Source organism: Streptomyces sporangiiformans, from assembly GCF_005768555.2.
Taxonomy (GTDB): domain Bacteria; phylum Actinomycetota; class Actinomycetes; order Streptomycetales; family Streptomycetaceae; genus Streptomyces; species Streptomyces sporangiiformans.
Genome location: NZ_VCHX02000057.1, coordinates 12798 through 35680, shown reverse-complemented (window position 1 = coordinate 35680; position 22883 = coordinate 12798). Strand labels below are relative to the sequence as shown.

The window sequence follows — 22883 nt, the reverse complement described above, 5'->3', positions numbered from 1 at the left end:
GCCCCCGCCCAACCGCCGGAGGCACCGGCACACGCCCCCCGACCCACCCACAACCACGAGAGAGGCGACCACATGCCCGGGCAGCAGACCCGTCCCCCGCACCTTCCGCCGCACAACCGGCAGGGCATCGGCATCGGCATCGAGCGGCGCGTGTTCCTGCGGAACTCCATGGGAGTCTCGGCGGGACTGATCGCCGCTCCGGCACTCACCGCTTGGCCGGCCTCGGCAGCCTCCTCCGCCCCCTCCGTCTCCTCTCCCGCCGCCTTCGTCGACTCCTACACCACCAACACCCTTACCAATCAGACCCCCGAGACCAATGCGGCGATCCGCATCCTCGACGGCTTCGCCAAGGTCTGGAAGACGGGCTCCGACTGGAACACCGGCACCCCGCTCATGCCGGACGTCCTGCGCGCCAACATGCGCTATTGCGCGCGCGTCACCGCTCGCCGCACCGAGGCACAGGCGCGGCTGGCCTTCATCCATGACCGCCAGCACCAGAGTTACGCGGTGATCGCGGGCCTGGGCCCCCTCGCCGACCTCTACAAGACCGGCGCGAAGGCGGTCACCGGCATCACGTCCGCGCCGGACGGCGTACCGGCGGGCAAGATCAGCGACACATTGCCGGCCGACGCCCCGGCGGGCTCCGCGCTGGGCGCGGGCTCCCACGACTCCGAGCTCGGCAAGGTGGCCGAACTGGTCGACACCGTGCGCGGCCCGTTCGCCTCCGGCAACCCCAGCAAGTTCGCGTACCAGTACCCGCGTCCCTGGCGCATGACGCAGGACAGCGAGGTCGTCGACACCGGCGAGAAGGACCCGCTCGGCTACCCGGTCTACGCGTCCGACGTGGTGGTCGTCACGCAGTTGCTGCGGCAGCGGTCGGAGGACCCGGCCGAGGACGGGGGCTTCCCCAGCGGGCACACCAACGCCTTCTATCTGGCGGCGCTGGCGATGGCGTACGCCGTTCCGGAACGGTTCCAGGAACTGGTGGCCCGCGCCTGTGAGCTCTCCCACACGCGCATCGTGTCGGGCATGCACTCCACCGTCGACGTGATCGGTGGCCGCGTTCTCGCCACCGCACTCGCCGCCGCGGCACTCGCCGACCCGAAGAACGCAGGCCTCAAGGCGGCGGCCCGCGCCCAGGCCGCCGCGTACTTCCAGCAGCAGACCGGCACCACCGCCGACACGCTGTACGCGTACGCGCACTCGGCGGGCCTGGACAAGGATCCGTACGCGAGCCGCGCGCGCAACTCGGCAGGCGTCACCCCCCGGTTGACCTACGTCCTGCCCAAACGGCCCGCTCGGGACCGCATGACCGTCCCGAAGGGTGCCGAGGTCCTCCTCGAGACGCGCCTGCCGTATCTCTCCGCCACCCAGCGACGCGAGGTGCTGCGGACGACCGCGCTGCCCGCGGGATACGTCCTGCTGGACGGCTTCGAGCAGTGGGGCCGGCTGAACCTCTTCGCCGCCGCCGACGGGTACGGGGCATTCGACTCGGACGTGCTGGTCGCGATGGACGCCGCCGAGGGCGGCTTCGCGGCGGCCGACACCTGGCGCAACGCCATCGACGGGCGGGGCGCGCTGGTCAAGCGGGGCACCGGCACGCTGACCCTCACCGGAGCCAACCGCTACACCGGCGGCACCACCCTGGAAGAAGGCGTACTGGCGGCCGGTTCACGGGACGCGCTCGGCTGCGGAGACGTACGGATCGAGGGCGGCACGCTGCGGCTGCCCTCGGCACTGCGGGTACGGGGCGCCTACACCCAGTCGTCCGGCTCCACGCTCGACGTGACACTCGCCGACGACGGCGTACCGGCCCTGACGGTGAACAGGCGTGTGGCTCTTGACCGGGACAGCACGCTCGTCGTCCGACTCGACGAGAAGTGTCCGCCGACGCCGGGCACCGTGATCCCGGTCATCAACGCCCCTGTATTGCAGGTCCGGTTCGGCCGCATCACGGTCGACGGAAACGGAAACGGAAACGGCGACGGCGGCTACGACGCCAAGCCGGTGTTCACGGCTCGCGGTCTGTCCGTACGGCTCACGTCCAAGTAACCGGCGTAGGGGCTGCGTTCGGCGTAACCGGCGTACGGGCCATGTCCGACGGAGCGGCCGTCGTGGTCCGGCGCCGGGCCCGCGCCCGGCGCCGGGTGTTATCCGGGGCACTCGGTGAAATGCAGCTGGCCGTTGGAGATGGCTGGATCCGGGCCGGGAGCGGAGAGCCAGTCGGCGACGGCGCCGGCGATGGGCTGGTTCGTCTCGATTTCCACGAAACCGAACTGACCCGACTGGTTGCACTCCAGAAACCACCAGATCCCGTCCGCGTCCTCGGCGAAGTCGAAGGCGCCGTAGGCGAGTTGGGCATCCTGGAGGTAGCGGTGCACGCTCGCGGCGATGCGCGGCGGGGTCTCGACCGGATGCCAGGGTGCGGTGGAGACGGCGAAGCGGACGTCCACCTCGTCGGGGTCGGCGTCCGGGCCGACCGGCTTGCGTGCGGCGAAGAGACGGTCGCCGACACAGGTCAGCCGGATGTCGGCGCGTTTGGCCACGCGCCGTTGGAGCAGGGTCGGGCCGAAAGCGACAGCCGAGAAATCCGTCTCGGGTGCGACCCTGCTCGTGGGGACCGCCCTGGGCGGCTCCTGCGGATGCGCGCCCGAGACGGGTTTGACCACCAGGTCCGGGAAGCGTTCCGCGAAGTCGCGGGCCGCCTGCGGAAACGTGGTGATCGTGGTGGCCGGTACGGGAAGGCCGCTGCGCTGGGCGAGATGGAGCTGCCAGGGCTTGTGGCGTGCCCGGCGGGCCGCGTCGGGGTGGTTCATCCAGCGTGCGCCGGTGGAGCGAAGCATGCCGTAGAAGGCCTGCGTGGACTCCTCGGTGAGCCAGGCGGACGCCTCGGCGACCCGCGTCGCGGGCACGCCTGGCCTGCGGACCCAGACGGACCGCAGAGCGCTCATGCTCACCAACCGGCCTCCGGCGGACAGATGGCCGCGGAAGGTGCCATGCACGTACTCACCCGACAGGGCTACGCCTCCGGGCAGGTCGGCGGGGTCGAGGCGGACGACCGGAACTCCCGTTCCGTCCAGTCGCGCCACCACCATGTCCGCGGTTACATCCTGTTCGCACGTCAGGATCAGAACCGTCATCGTTCGGGGTCCGTCTTCAGTCGTCGAAGTGGGTCTTCGAGCCCGCGGTGGACGTCGTTGCTCCCAATTCCCGCAACACGGCGTAGTCATGAGCGGCGATCCGCCCGTCCGGGAGAACGTTCAACTGCAATCTGGAGTCATAGGCATACGGAACGCTGGCCTCCAACTCCTGTGCCGGGCGGGCATAGTTGAGCGCGAACGGTCGCATTGGTTCTCCTTGCTCGGTGCTTACCACATCAGGCAGGTCATGACTCTCTGGCGTCATGGTGCCTGGCAGGTCTGCAGGGCTTCCACGGAGATATACGAATCGAACTGGCGAATGGTTGCCTCACGCTACGTAATCACGACAGCCGTTGGGTCTTCCGCTCTCGTCCGGCTCGAACCGCTCTCTCTCGCACAGGGCAGCCATCCGCCCTCTATGACGCGCGTTGCGGCAATCCGGATCCGGTACCCAGCCGCAGTTCAGCGCACTGGCGCACATGATGGCCAGACGAGTGCTCCGCGCGCCCGCCCACCTCGACGAGGGGAACGGTGACTTCGCCGCGCGGGGTGTGGTGCGTCGCGTGCCGCCGGGTGCGGCCGTAGATTTCCTTCGGATGACCTCTCCATTCCTGGTCATCAGGCATCAAGTGGGCGGCCATCGAGGGGAGCGGACGGTGGGTCAGCTGCGGCAAGAGGTGGAGCCGGCCGAGGTCGGCCTGGATCCGACGGCGCTGGATCGGCTGGATGGGCACTTCGCCCGCCGTGTCGACGACGGTCGGTTGCCCGGGTACCTGGTCTCCGTGTCGCGTCACGGCCGTGTCGCGCATCTCACTACGTACGGCCTCCGGGACCGGGAGGCGGGCCTGCCGGTCGAGCCGGACACCGTGTGGCGGATCTACTCCATGACCAAACCGATCGTGTCCGTCGCCGCGCTGATGCTGCACGAGGAGGGCCTGTTCGACCTCGACGACCCGGTGGCCCGGCATCTTCCCGCCTTCGCCGAACCTCGGGTCTACGCGGGCGGGGCCGGACCCGACGTCACGACCCACCCGGCCAAGGGCCCCATTCTCATCCGGCACCTGCTCACCCACACCGCTGGGATGACCATGGGCTCCTATCACGCGCACCCCGTCGAGGACTTCTACCGTGCGGCCGGGGTGGAGCCGTCGGACCCGCCGGACGCGGACCTGGCCGAGGCCTGCGCGGTGTACGCGCGTCTGCCACTCCAGTTCGAGCCGGGGACGGAGTGGAACTACTCGGTCGCCACCAACGTCGTAGGGCATCTCGTCGAGGTGCTGTCGGGCCGTCCGCTCGACGTGTTCCTGGCCGAGCGGATCTTCCGGCCGCTCGGGATGTCGGATGCCGGGTTCTGGGTCGGTCGGGACCAGGCCGAGCGGCTGGCCGTGCTCTACGCGGAGGACGAGGAGGGCGGAGTCGGCCCGGCTCCCGGCCGGCCCCTGCACAGCCGTCCGCGCCTGTGCTCCGCCAACGGCGGGATGGTGGCGAGCGCGCACGACTACCACCGCTTCATGGAACTCCTCCGCGGGCGCGGAGAACTCGACGGTTTCCGCCTCCTCACCCCTCAGACGGTGGACGCCATGGCCGCGANGGCGCGGAGAACTCGACGGTTTCCGCCTCCTCACCCCTCAGACGGTGGACGCCATGGCCGCGAACCACCTCCCCGGCGACCTCCGTACCTTCGGCAGCCCCGTTCACGACCAACCCGACAACGCCGGCGTCGGCTTCGGCCTCGGCGTCTCGGTCGTGACCGACCCGGACCGCAGTGGGACGCCGTCCACCCCAGGGACGTACGGCTGGAGCGGCGCCGCCACCACGACCTTCTGGGTCGACCCGCGCCACGACCTGACCGTGCAGTTCCTGGGCCAGGTGCGCCCCGCGGCGGCACCCACGTTTCTCCGCGAACTGAAGGAATTCCTGCACGAGGCCGTCGCGGACTGAGCCGAGCGCGGCCGGGGACGGCAAGATCCGGTACTGCGCTCAAGAGGGAGGCGAAATCGGTGCGGACGGCGGGGCACGAGACGCAGAGGCTTTGCCGGCTCCGGCCGGGCCGCTGTACTCCTACGAGACCGAGGACGGTCCGGAGGCTCCCCGTGTTCCCACCCACGCCAGGATCACCGGGGAGGCTGACGCCGTGAGCCGCGAGCAGTCCGCACACGACATGGCCACCCGCATCGAGCGCCTGGCGCAGACCGAGCCCGCGCTCCTGGGTCTTTCCGAGCGGACAGCCACGCCCGCACCACGGAACACCAGGGTCCAACTGCTGGGACAGGGAGAGAGCTACACGGCCTGGCGCCTTGACGTCGACGGACATCCTCCGTTGGTGGTCCGGGTCACACGCCGGGCTCCCGAGGACCTGCCCAGGCCGATGAGCGAGGAGTTCGCCGCCCTCTCCCTCCTTCCCGACGGCATCGGACCCTCGGCCGTGCTGCTGGAACAGGCACGCGACAGCGCTCTGGGGTCGCCCTACATGGTGTGCGGATACGTTCCGGGCCGGGTGCTCCGGCCCGCGGAATGGAACGACGGACTGCTGGCCGCACACGCCCGCCAGTTGAGCAGGCTCCACGCCCGGGCCTTCGACCGGTGCGGTGACGTAGGCGTACCGGCGACGGAACGTGCCACGGACCTGTCGATGACCCGCCTGTTCACCGCCGCCCTCGCCTGGTGGAGCGAGACATTCCCGCACGTGGTCGAGGACCCGGAGGTGAGTCGGCTGCTCCCCCGCGTGGAGGCCTTCGCGGCGGCGGCGGAACCCGCCTTCCGGCGCCTGGAGCGGTTCGCCCTCGTCCACGGCGACCTCGTGGTTCCCAACATCCTGGTCGACGACGCCGGCACGCCGCGTTACGTGGACTGGGAATGGGCCGAGATCGGCGACCCGGCGCGGGACCTGGCTTACATCGGTGGCCACGTACCGGCTCCGCCGTGGTATCTGCCGCTGGATCGTACGCGGATCCGCCGGTTCCTGGAGAGCTATCTGCGGCACGTCCCCGACACCCGCGAGACACTCGACAGCCTCGAGACGCGCCGCGCCGCGTGGGAGGTGTACGAACGGTTCTTCTCCTCCCTGCACTTCCGCACCCGCCGCGATTCTCCCGAGGACCGGCGGACCGGTCTCTACAGCCACGCGGTCGCTCAGCTCACGGCCGGTCTCCACCACCGCCTCGCCCCTTCGTGAACCAGCACTCAGTCTCAGGGCCGAATGGCAGACGGCGAGCACTCTCGTGAACCGGCTCACCGCCCCGCAGGACACAGTGGAGCCGTACGACCAGGGCGCGCCGCTCTTCCGGCGTCATCACGACGCCGTCGACCTCGCCCGCCACGGCGCTTACAAGTGCGAGCGCGAGCTTGGCGTGCGCGCCTGGCGTTACGGTCTTGGACCGCCTCGTGGCCGGCCGCCCCGCGCTGACCGCCACCGCCGTCGGCGAACTATGCGAGGAGCCCACCCTCGGCCAGCTGCGCGAGGCACTGTCGATCGAGGCCGGGCACCTCCTGGTCTCCCGCCCGGACTCCTTCCGGCAGCGGGCCGGCGAGGACCGGCAGCAGCTGGGCACGCACCACAACCTGCGGCACGAATCGCTCACAGGCCGCCGAGCAACTCCACCACCGGACCGCCATCGGCGCGATCCACCTTGCAGCGGGCGTTGCTACTTCACATCGATATTTTCGGGCTCGTTGATCGCGAAGTGATGCCCGAACCCATCGATGAACGTTTGGTTCTGGAGCGCCGGCCCGGGAATCATTCCGGGTCGGTGCCGGAGGACGGCACGGCCGTCTCCGCCGCCGAGCGCAGCGCCTCCAGCACCGGCCGGATCAGGGGGTGTTCCTCCGCGCCGCGCCGCACGGTTGCGAAGACCCGGCGGGTCACCGCCACGTCGTCGAGTGGGAGGACCACCACGCCCGTCAGCTCCGTGCCCCGCAGGGCTGAGCGCGGCACGAGAGCGACGCCCGCCCCGGCACCAGCGAGGGCGACGACGGCCCGGAAGTCGTCGGAGGAATGCTGCAGCCGGGGCTGGAATCCGGCGTACTCGCAGGCCAGCATCACCACGTCGTGGCAGGGGTTCCCGGGGTACGGACCGATCCACGGCTCGTCCGCCAGGTCGGCCACGCGCACCTTTCCGGCCCCGGCGAGCCGGTGACCCAGCGCCAGGACGGCATCAAAGGCCTCGGAGTACAAGGGCACCCGTGCGAGACGCGCGTCGTTCTCCTGCGGCGCGCCGCGGTACTCCACGGCCACAGCCACGTCCGCCTCCCCGTCCCGCACCATGGGCAGGCTCGCGTCACCCTCCGCGTCGCGCACCCGGATCCGGATGCCGGGTGCGCTGCGTGCGAGTTCGGCGATGGCGGGTGCGAGAACGAGTGCGATGCCGGTGGCGAAGGAGGCCACGGTCACCTCGCCGGCGGCGCCCGAGGTGTATGCGGCGAGTTCGGCCTCGGCTTGTTCCAGCTGGGTGCGGATCGCGTTTGCGTGAGTGAGCAGGATCTCCCCGGTGGCCGTGATGCGGATGCCGCGGCCGTTGCGCTCCAGCAGCCGCTGGCCGGTCTCGCTCTCCAGCGCGGTGAGCTGCTGGGAGACGGCGGAGGGGGTCAGGTACAGTGCGGCGGCCGCGGCGGTCACCGTCCCGTGGTCCGCCACTGCGCGAAGGATCCGCAGCCGCCGTACATCGATCACGTCGCTCCGCCTCCCAGGGTCTCGCGCGCTGCCACGAATGCTGCCACGGCCCGCTCCACATCTGTAGGGGAGTGTGAGGCGGACAGCTGCACGCGGATGCGCGCCTGCCCGTGGGGAACCACCGGGTAGGAGAACCCGACGACGTAAACGCCCTGCTCCAGCAGAAGCTCGGCCATCCGTCCGGCGAGTGCAGCGTCGCCGATCATGACGGGCGCGATGGGGTGGTCGCCGGGCAGAATGTCGAACCCGGCTTCCGCCATGCGCGACCGGAACAGCGTGGTGTTCGCGGCGAGCCTCTGCCGCAGAGCGGCCCCGAGCCCCGTGGCAGAGTCCTCCAGCAGGTCCAGAACCCTCAGGGAGGCTGCGGCGATCACTGGCGCGAGTGTGTTGGAGAAGAGGTAAGGGCGGGAACGCTGGCGCAGCAGCGCCACGATCTCGGCGCGGGCGGCGACGTAACCGCCGGAGGCACCACCCAGTGCCTTGCCCAGCGTGCCCGTGACGATGTCGACGCGGTCCATGACACCGTGCAGCTCCGGGGTACCGCGTCCGCCGGGGCCGACGAAGCCGACGGCGTGCGAGTCGTCGACCATGACCATCGCGTCGTAGCGGTCGGCGAGGTCACAGATCTCGCGGAGGGGGGCCACGTAGCCGTCCATGGAGAAGACTCCGTCGGTGACGATCAGGCGGCGACGCGCGTCAGAGGTCTCCGTCAGCCGCCGCTCCAGGTCGGCCAGGTCGCGGTTGGTGTAGCGATGGCGGCGGGCCTTGGACAGGCGGATGCCGTCGATGATGCTGGCGTGGTTGAGGGCGTCGGAGATGACCGCGTCCCGCTCGTCCAGGAGGGTCTCGAAGACACCGCCGTTGGCGTCGTAGCAGGAGGAGTACAGGATAGTGTCCTCCGTGCCGAGGAAGCGGGAGAGCCGGTCCTCCATCTGCTTGTGGACCTCCTGGGTCCCGCAGATGAACCGCACAGAAGCCATACCGTAGCCCCAGCGGTCCAGTGCCTCCTTGGCCGCGGCGACCACCTCCGGGTGGTTGGCGAGGCCGAGGTAGTTGTTGGCGCAGAAGTTCAGCACCTCACCGGGGCGGCCGCCGGTGGTGACGGCCACGGCCGCGCTCTGCGGCGTGCCGATGACGCGCTCGGGCTTGTGGAGGCCGGCGGAGGCGATCTCGTCCAGGGTGGTGCGCAGGTCATTGCGCACGGAGTCGAACATGGCGGGTGGCTCCTTGGGGCAGCGGGCATGCGGGGGAAGGCGCGAAGGGCGACGGGCAGGAGTCAGGCGGTCCAGTCGAGGACGACCTTGCCGCAACGCCCGCTCGCGGCGTCCTCAAAAGCCGCGTCGAATTCCTGGTAGGGATAACGGCCGGTAATAACCGGGCTCAGGTCGAGACCGCGTTCCAGCAACACCGACATGGCGTACCAGGTCTCGAACATCTCCCGGCCGTAGACCCCCTTGATAGTGATCATGGACGTGACGATCCTGGCGACGTCGACCGCGAACTCCTCGGCGGGCAGGCCCAGGACGGCGATCCGCCCGCCGTGAGTCATGTTGGCGATCATGGCGCGCATGGCCTCGGGGCGGCCGGACATCTCCAGGCCGACGTCGAAGCCCTCCCGCAGACCCAGCTGCCGCTGAGCCGCCTCGATGGTCGTGTCGGCGACGTTGACCGCCAGATCGACGCCGACCTTGCGAGCCAGCTCCAGGCGGTACTCGCTGACATCGGTGATGACCACGTTGCGGGCCCCAGCGTGCGCGGCCACCGACGCGGCCATGATGCCGATGGGCCCCGCTCCCGTGATCAGAATGTCCTCGCCCACGAGAGGGAAGGACAGCGCCGTGTGGACGGCGTTGCCGAACGGGTCGAAGATGGCCGCCGTGTCGAGGTCGACCGGCACCCGGTGCACCCACACGTTCCCGGCCGGCAGGGCCACGTACTCGGCGAACGCGCCGTCGCGGCCGACGCCGAGCCCTACAGTGTTCCGGCACAGGTGCCGCCGACCGGCCAGGCAGTTGCGGCACTTGCCGCACACCAGGTGGCCCTCGCCGCTGGCCAGATCGCCGACCCTGATGTCTTTGACGTCCCGGCCGACCTCGGCGACCTGGCCGACGAACTCGTGGCCGAGCACCAGCGGGGTGCGCACGGCTTGCCGCGCCCATCCGTCGTAGGCACGGATGTGCAGGTCTGTGCCGCAGATACCGGTGCGGAGCACCTTGATCAGAACGTCGCCAGGGCCGATGGACGGCTCGGGCACGTCCCGCAGCCACAGTCCGGGCTCTGCCTTGTCCTTCACCAGTGCCTTCACGTTGCGGCTCCTGTCACAGGCGTGGGGATGAGAGGTGCCGGTGCGTGCGGGGGTGGCGCGACGGGCGCGGGTGGCCGGCCGCACCGGGCAGCAGTGAATCTGCCGTGTGACGGGCGCCCGGTCCATCGAGAATTTCTTAACCGGGCCCTCAGCCGGTCTTCATAATCACACCGCGACCACGGGCCCGACCATGGACTGGGCACCACCGACCAACACCCCGACCACCGCAGGTCAGCGCGCTGCGTTACCTCGTCGGCCCCGTGCTTGTCCGGCGCTATGCGTCGGGCTCCGGGTGCACGTGCAGGCAGCAGCGCAGCCGGACGCCGGGCTGCCCCGGATCCCGGGACGAGAGCCTACGGCCCGTACGACGACCAGTCCTTCGACAATGCCCGCAAGCTGGACGTCGACCAACTCGTTCCACTTACCGAAGCGTGGGACAGCGGGGCATGGGTGGGGTGCGAAGGAGCGCGAGGCCTACGCCAACGATCTCGATGACGCGCGCGCTTTGGTCGCGGTGTCCGCGGCGAGAAACCGTTCCAAGGCCGACCAGGACCCCAGTACCTGGCTGCCGTCGTTCGCGGGCTACCGCTGCCAGTACGTCACCGACTGGGTTGCTGACAAGACCCGTTACCAGCTCGCAGTCGACCCGAGTGAGGAAGCCGCGCTCTCCGAGACGCTCAGCCGTTGCCCCAACGAGTCCATCACGGCCACGCTCGCCCGTTAGCCGCGGGCCGCCCGGAGGCGGGGAAACTGCCTCGACCGGGGCCCGGGGGTCAGCCGCAGTCGTTGCGGTTGATTTTCAGGGAGCGGGTCTGGTCGTCGAGGTTGTAGGACCGCAGGTCGTGGATGGAGCCGCCGCTGCGGGTCACGCATACCCAGCGTCCGGAGTAGTTCCGCTTCTCGCAGATGCGGGCCGTGCGGTTGGAGTTGTTCCTGATCGAGCTGCCGCGGTCGCGGATCATGGAGGGCAGATCATTCACGCTGCCGTCGACGGCTCGGCGCACCCACGGCTGACCTCCGAAATTAGCCTCCGGGTAGATACAGACGTAGGCGTCTGGGCAGTCAATGGCGGGGCGCGGGGCAGGGGTTGCGGCGGCGGTCGGCACCGGCAGGGTCAGCGGAAGGCATGCCACGGCGGCGGCCGCGGCGGTACGCATCTTCTTGCATAAGGTTCCGAAGTCCGTTGCTCCCCTTTTGCCTCCGTAAGGTGAAGCCGTGCCGCCTCACGTGCAAGCGAAGGCGGAGACCGAACGCATCTGGCTGCCGTTCGCGCTGTGGCTGCTCGCGCGGGCGCGCCGCTGCCCCGTCCGCGCGCCTGGACTGCGGCCCAAATCTCCCTCGCACTGCGTCACCCTCATGACTCCCCTCCGGACGGAATGCTCGAAATCATCGGATTGACGCCCTTCCATGATGGTGATCCGCTTTGAATGTATCGGAGATGTTCGATAGGAAATGCCTGATGGGAAAAGCCTGATCCGACGGGGGCCAGCGATGAGCGTTCTTCCCAACCCACAACCGGAATTGGCAGCCCCGGCCCCGGCCCCGGGCGCGAGTGCCTTACGGGCAGCCGCCTACCGCCCCGCCGGCTCCACGCCTTGGGCCGTGCTGATGTGCAAGTTCTCCGACGTTGCAGCCCAGCCGCAGAGCACGGCGTTCTTCGCGGACTTCCTCACTACGGCCGGCAACGGGAAGGGGGGCATGGCCGACTACTGGCGGGACATGTCCGGCGGGACGGTCACGCTGGACGGGTCGGCGGTGTTCGGTTGGTTCACGCTCGACCTCTCGCTGGCGACGGCCAGGGGCTGGACGTGGCCCGGGGCCCGTATCGATCTGATGCGTGCGTGTGTGGCGGCGGCCGACGGGGTGGTCGACTTCAGCGCGTTCCAGGGCGTCATCGCCGTGCTCAACGCGCAGATCGACTCCGGCTCCTCGGGACGCCGACAGCTCCAAGTCGGTGACGGACGCCGGGAGTTCGGCCTGGTCAATCTCGACCCCGGAGCCTGGAACAACGCTTTCGCCGCGCACGAGATGGGGCACGGCTATGGTCTGCCACACTCCTTCAGCGACGAACCCACCGTCATGGAGTACGGCGACGGCTGGGACATCATGAGCGCGATGACGTTCGGCGGGAAGGTCCCCACCTTCCTTCATCCCCTCTTCGGCCCCAGCGGGCCGGCTCTGTGCGGCGTCTACCAGGACCGGCTCGGCTGGATTCCCAGCAGCGAGCGCCTCGACCTGTCGTCTTTCGGTCGCGGTGCGACGCTCACCATCAGCGCACTCGACAAGGCACCGCCCGGGATCCGGCTGGTGCGGATCTGGCTCGGCTTCTCCACCCACCACTACGCCGTGGAACTACGCATGCCCCAGGAGGAGACCGGCTGGGACCGGGGCATCGACCGGGCCGGCGTGCTGGTGCGGCTCGTGCAGAACGGTGTGTCGTATCTACGGCAGTCGACGGGCGGCGTCCAGGACATGCAGCCGGGCGACTCCTTCGTCGACGCGCACGAGAACCTCGTGGTCAGCGTGCTCGGGTTCGACGACAAGGAGCGGACCGCCACCGTGCACATCGGTCCGCGGCCGCCGGCCGGCCTCGCCACCCGTGCCAGGCTGACGCCGTTGCCGAACGCGGCCGGCTGGCACAACTCGGACGTCGAGGTCCGGCTGACCGGCACGGCCGCCGTGGGCAGCGGGGCGCCCCGGATCACCTTCAGTGCCACCGGCGCGGACCCGATGCCCCCCGCCACCGTCACCGGACCGGCCGTCTCCGTCACCGTGACCAAGGAGGGCAGCACCACACTTTGCTACGCCGCCGAGGACAACACTGGCGCGGGCGAACTGCCGAGGACCCTGCGGATCGACATAGACAAGACCCGCCCGACGACTACCCGGACGGTCACGTCCCCCGCACCCGGCCGGGTCGACATCGAACTGAATGGCGCCGACCCGTCGTCGGACGGGTCGCAGCCGTCCGGCTTCAAGAGCCTCACGTACGAGGCCGTTGGTGCCAATCCGCTGCCGCCCACGACCACTACCCAGCCCAGGGTTCGGTTCAGCATTACAGCGCCCGGCCTGACCACGGTCATCTACTGGTCGACCGACCGGGCCGACAATACGGAGGTCCCGCACACCCTCGACCTGCGCCCCGTACCCCGACTGACGCCGGACAGCCTCACCTTCATCGCCGCGCCCGGCACTGTGAGCGCACCGCAGACCCTGCTGCTGCGCAACCTCGGCGAGACCACTCTCGTCATCAGCGGCATCGATACGACCGACTCCGCCTTTGCCCTCACCGACGGCAGCCTGCCGCCCTGCGGGAACACACTCGCTCCCGGCGCCACCTGCGCCATCGACGTCGTGTTCGCCCCGACGGCCGCCGCCGTCCACCACGCCGCGCTGCTGCTGTCGACGGACTTCCCCGACCGGACGATCGAAATCCCGCTGACCGGCACCGGTGTCCGGCCCCGGCTGGAGTTCAGCCCGTCCGGGCCGGACGGGATCGCCTTCCCGGTCACCCGGATCGGGCATCAGTCACCGCTCCGGACCGTGACCGTGCGCAACGCCGGACCCGTGCCCCTGACCATCGCCAATGTCGTCGCGGGCGACGACTTCCCCGTCGTACGCACCGGCTGCGCGGCCTACCCGCGCACCCTGGCGCCGGGCCAGAGCTGCGACGTGGACGTCGTGTTCCGGCCCCGCTTGCCCGGACCCCGTACGGGAGCTCTCGCGGTGGAGTCCAACGCCGAAGGCGGCCGGCGGCTCCTCGCGTTGACCGGCGAGGGGGTCGCCGAGCCCGAGCTCACGGCCGTCCCCGCCGCCCTGTCCTTCGGACCGCAGCCCGTGGGGACGGGCGGAACGCCGCAGTGGATCGAGCTGACCAACACCGGCCACGCCGAACTGCGCCTGTCCGGAGCCTCGTTCACCGGCGCCCACGCGGCCGACTTCTCGATCACCGAGGAGGGGCGGCTGCCCGACTCCCGAGTGGTTCTGGAGCCCGAGCAATCGACCCGTGTCCAAGTGGCCTTCCGCCCGGCGGACCTGGGGCCCCGAGCAGCCGAACTCCTCCTGGCCACCAACGTGCCGGGCCCCGCCCGGGGAATCCCGCTGAGCGGTGTGGGGGTCGCCGCCCCCGCCGTCGTACTCGACCCGACGAGCGTCGACTTCGGACCGCAGCCCGTGGGAACCCCCGGCCCCACCACGACCGTCACGCTCCGCAATAACAGCCCGGCGCCGGTCGAGATACGGACCACCGAACTGACCGGGGGCAACGCCGCAGACTTCGCGGTTGCCTCGGCACCCGGGGACACCTGCGGCGCCGCGCCCATACCGGCGGGCGGGAGCTGCCGCGTCGCCGTGACCTTCACCCCGGCCGCCGTCGGCAGCCGGTCCACCGTGCTAGCGCTGACCGACACCGCCGGCCTGCGGCACGAAGTCCCCCTGACCGGCACCGGCTCCGGAGCGCTGATCGCCTTCGAGCCCGCCGCCCTCGGCTTCGGCGCCCTCCCGCTCGGCGGCACAGAACGGCACGACCTCACGATACGCAACACCGGGAACGCCGTCCTCGTCATCAACGCCCTGCAGACGACCGGCGACTTCCTGAACGGCCCCGGCTGCGTCGGCGGTCTCCGCCCCGGCCGCGACTGCATGGTCAGGATTCTCTTCCGGCCCACCGGCGAGGGACCCCGCACCGGCGAACTCACCGTCACAAGCAACGCCGTGGGCGGCCCGTTCCGGCTGCCACTGTCGGGCACGGGCCTGGTCCCGGCCATCGGCATCACACCCGACGCTCTTACTTTCGGGGCCCAGGACGTGGGTACGACGAGCCAGCCGCAGCCCGTGACAGTGTCCAGCACCGGCTCGGCCTCGCTCAGCATCACCGAGGTCACCCTTACCGGGCCGCACACCGACGACTTCCGCCTCCGGGACAACTGCGGCCGACGGGGCCACATGCCGGGTGCGGAGTGCGTCGTCGAGGTCGTGTTCGCCCCGACCGCCCCGGGCCCGCGCACGGCCACCCTCAACCTCACAGACGACGCCCCCGGCAGCCCGCACACGGTCCAACTCTCGGGCGAGGGCCACCTGCGGCGTATCTGATGGCTCTTGTCATGGTGTCGCGGAGCCAGATGACGATCGCTGCGACTGTCAGGGTGCCGTTGAAGATGTAGTCGCGTTCGTCGTACCGGCAGGCCACCGCGCGGAACTGCTTCCACTTGAGCTTTGTTGCGACTTCCCGAGCACGTCAGGCTCCACCAGAGGACTCGGTGTGCGCCGAGCCGTTGCTCATCAGGAGGAATGCGCCCACAACCACCACCAGAGGCTGGTCTGAGGTTAGAACTCAAGCTCAGAGCGGAGTGCAAGACCGAGGCTCAGTACGGTCCGATGACAGCGAGTGGTGCATGTGGATGCGGCTCTTTCCGGCGGATTTGGCCTCGTACATGGCCTGGTCGGCGTGGTGCAGGATCTCCTCGGGAGTGATCCCCGGCGTAGCCACGGCAACCCCGATGGAGGCCGAGACCACCGCATCCGTGCCGCCGATGCGGTACGGCTTGGTCAGGGCGGACAGGATCCGCTCGGCCACCTCCCGGGCCGACGTAGGACGTGTGCCGGCCTCTCCTTCGAGGAGCGCGGCGAATTCGTCGCCCCCTAGGCGGGCGATGGTGTCGCCGGCGCGCATCGACGCCTGCAGGCGCCGGGCGACCTGGACGAGGAGGGCATCGCCCGCCGCGTGTCCAAGGGTGTCGTTGACGGCCTTGAAGCCGTCGAGGTCCACGAAGAGCACCGCCGGCGGGTGCGCGCCGGCGGACCGCTTGCGCAGGGCGTGAGCGACTCTGTCGGCGAACAGTCCGCGGTGGGGAAGACCGGTCAACGTGTCGTGAAAGGCCAGGTGTTCGAGCTGCTCCTGCCGCCTGACCCGCTCGGTCACGTCACGACTGCTGAAGATCATTCCTTGGGTGTGGCGGCTGATCGTCGACTCGACGTGGCGCCATCGCCCGTCGGCGGCCCGAACCCGGCAGGACACGGAACGGACCGGTCCGCGGGTGCCGGAGCGGGTGTCCCGCAGCAGTGCTTCGATGGCCTGCATCAACGGCGCCAGGTCCTCCGGGTGGCAGTACAAGGGCAGGCGCGCGCCCACGAGTTCCTCGGGGCGGTATCCGAACATCGGGTACGCAGCGGGGCTGACGTAGCGGACGCGACTGTCCGGACCGGCGATCGTGATCACATCGCACGAACCGTCGACCATCGTCCGGTAGAGATCCTCTCGGGCCGCGGTCTCCCGCGTGATGCGCAGGTGATCGGCGTGCGCGACGGCCTGTCTGGCTCCGAGCCCGAGCAGTACGGAACCCGCGAGGACCACCATCACCACGTCGATGCGGCCACCGGCCAGAGTGTGGGCCGCCAGGGACAGCGCGCAGACGAGCACCGGCACAAAGGCGGCCACCACCCCGACGACCGGCATGACCCGCTGGTCGGCACGCATGATGCTGGCGCCGCCCGGCAGCCACGGTGTGGCGGCGACGAGGAACAGACCGGTCATGGAGCCGGCCGCCGGGAGCGGGATCCCGTACCAGGTGCCCGGGTCGGGCAGGAGGATGCGCAGTGTGTCGCTCAGGGTCAGGATGACCAGGGCTACGACGGACAAGGTCACGGCTTCCCGTTCCGCCGGTTTCTGGCCGTAGCGCAGGGCGACCAGCAGCCCCAGAACGCAGACGTCCGTCACGACGCGTGCGGAACCCAGCAATGACGCCGACACGTCGCCGCCCTGCCCCGCACGATGCAGCAACAGCACCCAGCCCAGCGTGAGCAGCGAGCCCGTGATCATCCACCCGTCCAGGACTCGCTGGAACGAGGTCAGGAAAGTGCCACTGTCCGCGGCCGCCACCACCAGACCGACGACACTCAGTCCCAGACACACGGCGACCCCGGCGACTGCCAGCAGCTGGACGACGCTTTGGAACACTCCGGCGGACTGCTGTGGAGAGGCGGGAAGCTGACGGGTGAAAAGGTGATGGAAGCCGCCGGCCGCCAGGGCGGAGGCGAACAGCAGCAGCCGCAGACGTACCCTCCCCGAGGCCATGCGGGCCCGCGCGAGAAGGGAGAGAGCAGCTGTCCCGTGCGCAACGGGGACTCCTACGTCGGCAGGCAGGGACACGGCGGCCCCGAGCCCCGCCCCCAGGGCGGCGGCCATCGCGGAGCCCACGCGCAGGGCCTTGCCACTCGGCTCAGCCGCACTCAGCCGGCCGGTGCGTGCGCAGCAAACGGACCCGCCTCGACTCACCCACTGCTGCATCGTGCGAACCCCCCGAGGGTCATCGAGCCCAGTGCGGGACCGACACACGCCACCGATCACTCGAATGCGATAAAAGGGTAGGCGGATCCTTCACCCAAACCGCCCGATTATCAGGGGAGTTCACCCGAAATGGCGACGACCGCCGGGCGCGACGGCACGCCGTCGCGCCCGTACACGCCGTCGGCGGCGTCCCCGCTCAGGACGAGTGGATGACGGCGTCCAGATGCGGCAGATGGTGGTCCAGGCGCTCCCGCTTGGTGCGCAGATAGCTGAGGTTCTGCTCGCGCGGCGGTATCAGCAGCGGGACCTGTTCGGCCACTTCGATGCCATGGTGCTCCAAGGCCTCCCGCTTGCGCGGGTTGTTGGAGAGCAGGCGGACGGAGGGCACGCCGAGGTCGTGCAGCATGTCCGCGGCGACGCCGTAGTCACGCGCGTCCACGGGGAGACCGAGGGCGAGGTTCGCCTCCACGGTGTCCAGACCCTCCGACTGGAGCTTCATGGCCTGCAGTTTGGCGAGCAGCCCGATCCCTCTGCCCTCGTGGCCACGGAGGTAGAGGAGAATGCCGCGTCCTTCGGCCACGATGGCACGCAAGGCCGTCGACAACTGGTCGCCGCACTCGCAGTGCGTGGACCCGAAGGAGTCGCCGGTGAGGCACTCCGAATGCAGCCGGGTCAGCGTTTCCTCCGTTCCGTCGATGTCGCCGTATATGAGGGCCATTTGTTCATCCCCGCGTTCGAGGTCCAAATAGCCGACGGCATGGAAATCGCCGTACACGGTGGTCAGTTGGAGATCCACCACTCGCTGAACACCGGACTGGGTGCGGGCACTTCGACCGAGCACGCCTTTACTTTCCTTCATTTCCTGGATCCAATCTGCCGTTGCCGCGTTAGCCTGCTCTCGTCGGTGCCTACGGAACGAAAGGCCTTAAGAACATGAGCGGTTCGGGAACACAGCTGACCACCCCCGGTCTGTTGCCTCTGGACACCACGGAGGACGTACGGGCGCGACGGCCCACCGTCGCCGTCCTTCCCATCGGCAGCTTCGAACAGCACGGGCCCTTTCTACCCCTGGCCACTGACACCGTCATCGCCTGCACGATCGCCCGTGAGGTCGCCGCCGCGTATCCGGTGCATCTTCTCCCTCCGCTCACCATCGCGTGCTCGCACGAACACGCGGCCTGGCCGGGGACGGTCAGCATTTCCGCGGTGACGCTCCACGCGGTGGTACGGGACATAGCCGACTCGCTTCGTCGCTCGGGCATCGACGCCCTGGTAGTGGTCAACGGGCATGGGGGGAACTACGTACTGGGCAATGTGGTTCAGGAGTCCGCCGGCAGGGGTACGCGCATGGCGCTGTTCCCCGCACCGGAGGACTGGGAGGAGGCGCGGACCCGGGCGGATGTGCGGACCTCGCTGCTCAGCGATATGCATGCGGGGGAATTGGAGACGTCCATCCTGCTGCACGCTCATCCGGAAATGGTTCGCCCCGGTTATGAGACATCCGACTTCCTCGCCGACGACCGACGGCATCTTCTCACCCTCGATATGTCCGCTTATACGGATTCCGGTGTCATCGGCCGTCCTTCGCTGGCCTCCGCCGAGAAAGGAAAGGAGCTACTGGCGGGCCTCGTGGACTGCTTCGCTTCGTATTTCTCGATCCTCACCCCGGAAACCGCGGACGCTCCGGCAAAGGCAGTCGAGCCGGAGGGCGCGGAGCGCGGCCGGCCCTGATCGGCCGCCAGGGGTGAGCGCGGGAAGTGGCCGTCGTCGCCCTCCGGCACCCCTTTCTCGTCCATGGGTCGCGGGCGCCGCATGCCCGCGGCCCACCGGGCGACGAGTACGCAACCGCCGGGCAGACTCGCCACGAGGCTGAGCACTCCGTAGACGACGGCGACCGTCAGGCCCGTGGTGGCGCCGAGTCCCGCCGCGCCGAAGGCCCATGCGGTGACGCCCTCCCGGGGACCCCAGCCACCCACGTTCAGTGGTAGCCCCATGGCGAGCAGAGCCAGTACCGCCAGGGGCACCAACTCGGCGGCCGACGCGTCGGATCCCGCGACCCGGGCCGAGACCACGAACATCAGCAGGTGACCCGCCAGCACCACGGCCGACGAGACGACGACACCCGGCCAGTTGTGGCGGGCCACCAGTCCTTCACGCGCCTCGGTGAGCGCGGTACGCAACGCGCGGGCCCATCGCGACGAGCCCGACGATCCCCACGAGACCGCCGCGCTCCCCGCGCCCGACCCGCCGCGCAGCCGGATCGCGACCACGGCCCCCACCACCCCGGCAACCGCCAGCGCCATGGCGGACGCCTCGGCCAGGTGACGGGTCTGCGCCTGGACCGGAGAGGGCAGCGTCAGCAGGGCGACGCCGCCGAAGGCGATGAGCGCCACCTGTCCCGCCACACGCTCCAGGACCACCGCGCGGACGCCCCTGCCGAGGTCGCCGGCGCTCTGCCCGTGCCGTACGGCCCGGTGCACATCGCCCAGGACGCCACCGGGCAGCGCCGCGTTCAGGAACAGGGCCCGGTAGTAGTCCGCCACGGCGGGCCGAAGCGGCAACCGGATCTTCAGTCCCCTGGCCACCAGACACCAGCGCCAGGCGCTGAAGACGGTGGTGACCACGCCGATGCCGAGCGCCACGAGGAGCGTCGCGCCGTCTATTCGGCGCAGTCCGTCCAGGAAGACACCGGTGCCAAGTCGCCAGAGCAGTACGCCGAGGATGGCGACGCCCACGAAGGTGCCGAGGTGGGTGCGCAGGGCGCGGGAGTCGACACGGGACCGGACGGTACGGAGGGCGAGGCGCACCCCGCGCCCCCGTATCTCCTGCTCGTTCCCGCCGTTCTGGACCGTCCTGGCCGTCACGCCGTCCCGGACCGCCCGAGCCGTCGCACCGTCCCGGACCGTCAGAGCCGTCACGTCGGCCCGGACGGCTCGTGGCTGGGCATCGACTGCCACCGCCTGCGCGCTCATGCCGTTCCCCCCGTCGGCCCGGTCAGCGCCAGCAGATCGCTGTGATGCACCACCACGCTCAACTCCCCCGCCGCGCAGGCGGCGAGACGCTCGCGCAGGTACGCGTCGGCGCGCGAGGCCAGTTCGGGGCGCTCCTCGACGGCCGCGCCGACCCAGCCGCGCAGCCACTCGGCCGTCAGCGCGGCCTCGTCCGGGCCGAGCCGCCAGGCGCTGGGGTGCAGCCGTACCGTCGCGCCGTGCCGGGCGAAGGCCTCGCAGGCCGTCGTGACCGAGTCGGGGCCCAGCAACTCGCCGCGTCGCTGATGGGCGTTGAACGCGTCGGTGATCTCGGCGTCCAGCGGGTCGGCCGGAGTGAATTCGACGCGTCCCACCACCGAGAGGGTCAGCAGCGCCGGGCAGCCGGCTCCGGCGCAGGCCGCGGCGAGCGCTTCGATCTCGTCGCCGGTGAGCACGTCGAGCAGGGCGGAGGCCGTCACCAGCGAGGCGCCTGCCAGGGCGTCCGAGGTCAGCCGGGCGACGTCACCGCGTTGCGTCTCGACCGTGACGTGACTGCCGTCGGCGGCCGCGCGCGGCGAGTTCACCGCGGCGAAGTGGAGCAGATACGGGTCGCGGTCGTGCAGAACCCAGTGCTGCGGGCCGTCGAGGCGGGGAGCGAGCCAGCGGCCCATGGACCCGGTGCCGCAGCCGAGGTCGTGGATCACGAGCCCGTTGTCCGGCTGCGGAAGGTCCGCGAGCCGGATCCGCAGCGGGTCGAGCAGCTCGGACGCGCGGGCGACGGCGTCTACACCCTCGCGCAACCCCAGCCACTCGGGGGCGTAACGCGTCACGTCGTCGTCCATGTCCACGTCCACGCCGCGCCTGCGGTCACCCAGCCGGATCGTTCCCGTCTCCTGCCCCGGGGTTTTGGTCGTCGCAGCCCCGGGGGGCGTCGTGCTGGTACTCATGCGGCTCCTTTCCTGGCGTCGCGCCCAAGTCGTCCCAGCACACCGGCCAGGCTCCGGGCCGTGGCGGCCCAGCCGTCCAGCGCGGCCCGGCGACCGCGGGCGGCGGCCTTCAGCCGGCGACGCACGTCGGGCTCGCCGAACCAGCAGCGCAGTTCCGCCGCGATGGCCGCGGGGTTCTCCGGCGGTACGAGGATGCCCGGCACCCCGCCGTCGGGCGCGCGCCCGACCGCCTCGGGAAGACCGCCGACGTCCGTGGCCAGCACGGGGATACCGCGCGCGAGCGCTTCGGTGACGGCCATGCCGTACGTCTCCGCGTACGAAGTGAGGACCATGAGGTCGGCGGACGCGTAGCTCGCGTCGAGTTCCGCTCCGGCCTGGGGGCCGGCGAGATGCAGCCGGTCAGCGAGGCCGTGCTGGGCGATGAGCGCCCTGAGTTCGGCGACGTACTCGGGGTCCTGGCCCAGGCCTCCGACGAAGACGCAGCTCCAGGGGAGGTCGGTGAGGGTGGCGAGGGCCTCGACGAGGCGGTGCTGCCCCTTGCGCGGGGTGACCGCGGCGACGCACAGCAGTCGCGAGACGCCATCGGTGCCGGGGGCGACGGGCGCGATGTCGGCGCCGGGCGCGGCGACATGGACCCGGTCGGGGGCCAGCCCGTGGTGGGCCACCAGTCTGCGGGCCGCCCACTCGCTGGTGGCCACGATCGCCGGCACGGCACGCAGCGTGTGGCGCTCCAGGGCGTCCAGCTCCGCCGCCAGCTCGGGCGAGAGTCCCGTCTCGTCGCCGAGCGGCAGGTGAACGAGGACCACCAGGCGCAGCCGTTCGGTTTCGGATATGACGATCTCGGGGGCGGCGCAGGCGACGAGTCCGTCGAGGAGTACGACGGTGCCGTCCGCCATCTCGCCGAGCGTGCGGGCCAGTTCGGCGCGGGCGTCGGCGTCGGGCCGGGGCCAGCTGCCCTCGATCGCGTGCTTGTGGACCTGCCAGCCGAACGCGTGCAGATCCAGGCTCACCCGGGCGTCATAGACGTTGCCCCCACTGGGGGTGGTCGGGTCGTCGACTCCGCCGGGCATCACGAAGTGCATCGCGCGCAGGGACATAGGGATGATGTTGGAGTGGTGGTTCACAGGCCACGCTCATAACTCGCCCAGGCGATGTGCGACTCGTGCAGAGTGACCGTGATGCCGGCGAGGCCGCGGGCGCCCTCGCCCAGCGCCCCCTTGTGCACGCGCTCGGCGAGGCGGTCGGCGATGACCTTGGCCAGGAACTCGGTCGACGTGTTGGTGTTGGCGAAGTCGGGTTCGTTGTCGAGGTTGCGGTAGTTCAACTCGCTCACCACCCCTCCGAGTTCCTGCGTGGCCAGCCCGATGTCGACGACGATGTTGTCGTCGTCCAACTCGGCGCGGCGGAACGTGGCGTCCACGAGGAACGTCGCCCCGTGCAGGCGCTGCGCGGGTCCGAAGACCTCCCCGCGGAAGCTGTGGGCGATCATCAAGTGATCGCGGACGGTGATGCTGAACAACGGACGACCCTCCAGGTGCGGCGCCTCTGATCCCTCTGCCGGGACGTGC

The 22883-nt window shown here is 70.2% G+C and carries 19 protein-coding genes and 3 pseudogenes; 9 read left to right on the top strand and 13 right to left on the bottom strand.

The window, feature by feature from the left end; translation table 11 throughout:
* Positions 1-168 precede the first annotated feature (168 nt).
* The gene (locus FGD71_RS05095; RefSeq protein ID WP_240436398.1) at positions 169-2052 is read left to right on the top strand and encodes a phosphatase PAP2 family protein; all 1884 of its coding nucleotides are present in this window, start codon (positions 169-171) and stop codon (positions 2050-2052) included.
* Between the two features lie 98 nt (positions 2053-2150).
* Here the strand turns inward: FGD71_RS05095 and tgmB are convergent, their stop codons facing one another.
* Together tgmB and tgmA are read right to left on the bottom strand one after the other, a co-directional pair.
* The gene (gene tgmB, locus FGD71_RS05090) at positions 2151-3140 is read right to left on the bottom strand and encodes an ATP-grasp ribosomal peptide maturase (protein WP_119099163.1); all 990 of its coding nucleotides are present in this window, start codon (positions 3138-3140) and stop codon (positions 2151-2153) included.
* 16 nt (positions 3141-3156) lie between these two features.
* Positions 3157-3348: a putative ATP-grasp-modified RiPP gene (gene tgmA / locus FGD71_RS05085; RefSeq protein ID WP_119099162.1), complete on the bottom strand. Its 192-nt coding sequence runs from the start codon at positions 3346-3348 to the stop codon at positions 3157-3159.
* 448 nt (positions 3349-3796) lie between these two features.
* On the opposite strand from tgmA, the pseudogene FGD71_RS05080 reads away from it, so the two are divergent.
* The 4 genes and pseudogenes from FGD71_RS05080 to FGD71_RS05070 form a co-directional block, all read left to right on the top strand.
* A pseudogene (locus FGD71_RS05080) lies at positions 3797-4730 on the top strand (serine hydrolase domain-containing protein); the annotation flags it as partial.
* A 1-nt stretch (position 4731) separates the two neighbouring features.
* Positions 4732-5081 (top strand): beta-lactamase family protein (locus tag FGD71_RS48475; protein WP_244951201.1); only part of this gene is annotated, 350 nt, incomplete at its 5' end.
* 193 nt (positions 5082-5274) lie between these two features.
* Positions 5275-6315 carry a phosphotransferase family protein gene (locus FGD71_RS05075; protein ID WP_140935831.1) on the top strand — a complete coding sequence of 347 codons (1041 nt, stop codon included), beginning with the start codon at positions 5275-5277 and terminating at the stop codon, positions 6313-6315.
* 197 nt (positions 6316-6512) lie between these two features.
* The gene (locus FGD71_RS05070; RefSeq protein ID WP_140935830.1) at positions 6513-6827 is read left to right on the top strand and encodes a hypothetical protein; all 315 of its coding nucleotides are present in this window, start codon (positions 6513-6515) and stop codon (positions 6825-6827) included.
* Between the two features lie 49 nt (positions 6828-6876).
* Here the strand turns inward: FGD71_RS05070 and FGD71_RS05065 are convergent, their stop codons facing one another.
* The 4 genes from FGD71_RS05065 to FGD71_RS50070 all read right to left on the bottom strand — a co-directional run bounded on the left by FGD71_RS05065 (position 6877) and on the right by FGD71_RS50070 (position 10535).
* Positions 6877-7809: a LysR family transcriptional regulator gene (locus FGD71_RS05065; RefSeq protein ID WP_119099158.1), complete on the bottom strand. Its 933-nt coding sequence runs from the start codon at positions 7807-7809 to the stop codon at positions 6877-6879.
* Positions 7806-9023, bottom strand: a complete 1218-nt coding sequence (locus tag FGD71_RS05060; protein WP_119099157.1) for a glycine C-acetyltransferase — start codon at positions 9021-9023, stop codon at positions 7806-7808. Before FGD71_RS05060 ends, FGD71_RS05065 begins: the two co-directional genes overlap by 4 nt.
* A 62-nt stretch (positions 9024-9085) precedes the next feature.
* The gene (gene tdh / locus FGD71_RS05055) at positions 9086-10114 is read right to left on the bottom strand and encodes an L-threonine 3-dehydrogenase (protein ID WP_119099156.1); all 1029 of its coding nucleotides are present in this window, start codon (positions 10112-10114) and stop codon (positions 9086-9088) included.
* Positions 10115-10388: 274 nt separating this feature from the next.
* On the bottom strand, positions 10389-10535 hold the full coding sequence (locus FGD71_RS50070; RefSeq protein ID WP_219925785.1) for a DUF6207 family protein: 147 nt from the start codon (positions 10533-10535) through the stop codon (positions 10389-10391).
* A gap of 93 nt (positions 10536-10628) precedes the next feature.
* On the opposite strand from FGD71_RS50070, the gene FGD71_RS48470 reads away from it, so the two are divergent.
* The gene (locus tag FGD71_RS48470; protein ID WP_240436395.1) at positions 10629-10838 is read left to right on the top strand and encodes a hypothetical protein; all 210 of its coding nucleotides are present in this window, start codon (positions 10629-10631) and stop codon (positions 10836-10838) included.
* Between the two features lie 49 nt (positions 10839-10887).
* Here the strand turns inward: FGD71_RS48470 and FGD71_RS05045 are convergent, their stop codons facing one another.
* Positions 10888-11271 carry a peptidase inhibitor family I36 protein gene (locus tag FGD71_RS05045; protein WP_162931033.1) on the bottom strand — a complete coding sequence of 128 codons (384 nt, stop codon included), beginning with the start codon at positions 11269-11271 and terminating at the stop codon, positions 10888-10890.
* A 76-nt stretch (positions 11272-11347) separates the two neighbouring features.
* Here FGD71_RS05045 and FGD71_RS50065 point away from each other — a divergent pair.
* Positions 11348-11541: pseudogene (locus FGD71_RS50065) on the top strand (hypothetical protein); the annotation flags it as partial.
* A gap of 181 nt (positions 11542-11722) precedes the next feature.
* Entirely contained in the window at positions 11723-15205 is a 3483-nt protein-coding gene (locus FGD71_RS05040) for a choice-of-anchor D domain-containing protein (RefSeq protein ID WP_240436397.1), read from the top strand.
* Between the two features lie 247 nt (positions 15206-15452).
* Here the strand turns inward: FGD71_RS05040 and FGD71_RS05035 are convergent, their stop codons facing one another.
* Together FGD71_RS05035 and ribA are read right to left on the bottom strand one after the other, a co-directional pair.
* Positions 15453-17309, bottom strand: coding sequence for a diguanylate cyclase domain-containing protein (locus tag FGD71_RS05035; protein ID WP_162931031.1), 1857 nt, complete (start codon positions 17307-17309; stop codon positions 15453-15455).
* A gap of 286 nt (positions 17310-17595) precedes the next feature.
* Complete coding sequence (gene ribA, locus FGD71_RS05030) at positions 17596-18258, bottom strand: GTP cyclohydrolase II (protein ID WP_119099153.1); 663 nt, start codon at positions 18256-18258, stop codon at positions 17596-17598.
* 74 nt (positions 18259-18332) lie between these two features.
* On the opposite strand from ribA, the gene FGD71_RS05025 reads away from it, so the two are divergent.
* On the top strand, positions 18333-19130 hold the full coding sequence (locus FGD71_RS05025; RefSeq protein ID WP_119099152.1) for a creatininase family protein: 798 nt from the start codon (positions 18333-18335) through the stop codon (positions 19128-19130).
* A gap of 131 nt (positions 19131-19261) precedes the next feature.
* On the opposite strand, the pseudogene FGD71_RS05020 reads toward FGD71_RS05025, so the two are convergent.
* The 4 genes and pseudogenes from FGD71_RS05020 to FGD71_RS05005 form a co-directional block, all read right to left on the bottom strand.
* A pseudogene (locus FGD71_RS05020) lies at positions 19262-20371 on the bottom strand (lysylphosphatidylglycerol synthase transmembrane domain-containing protein); the annotation flags it as partial.
* Entirely contained in the window at positions 20368-21315 is a 948-nt protein-coding gene (locus FGD71_RS05015) for a class I SAM-dependent methyltransferase (protein ID WP_119099151.1), read from the bottom strand. The gene FGD71_RS05015 and the pseudogene FGD71_RS05020, both read right to left, overlap by 4 nt.
* A complete protein-coding gene (locus tag FGD71_RS05010; protein WP_119099166.1) occupies positions 21312-22412 on the bottom strand; it encodes a glycosyltransferase family 4 protein in 1101 nt (366 codons plus the stop codon). Before FGD71_RS05010 ends, FGD71_RS05015 begins: the two co-directional genes overlap by 4 nt.
* Positions 22413-22435: 23 nt before the next feature.
* Positions 22436-22834 carry a 6-pyruvoyl trahydropterin synthase family protein gene (locus FGD71_RS05005; protein ID WP_119099150.1) on the bottom strand — a complete coding sequence of 133 codons (399 nt, stop codon included), beginning with the start codon at positions 22832-22834 and terminating at the stop codon, positions 22436-22438.
* Between the last annotated feature and the right edge of the window lie 49 nt (positions 22835-22883).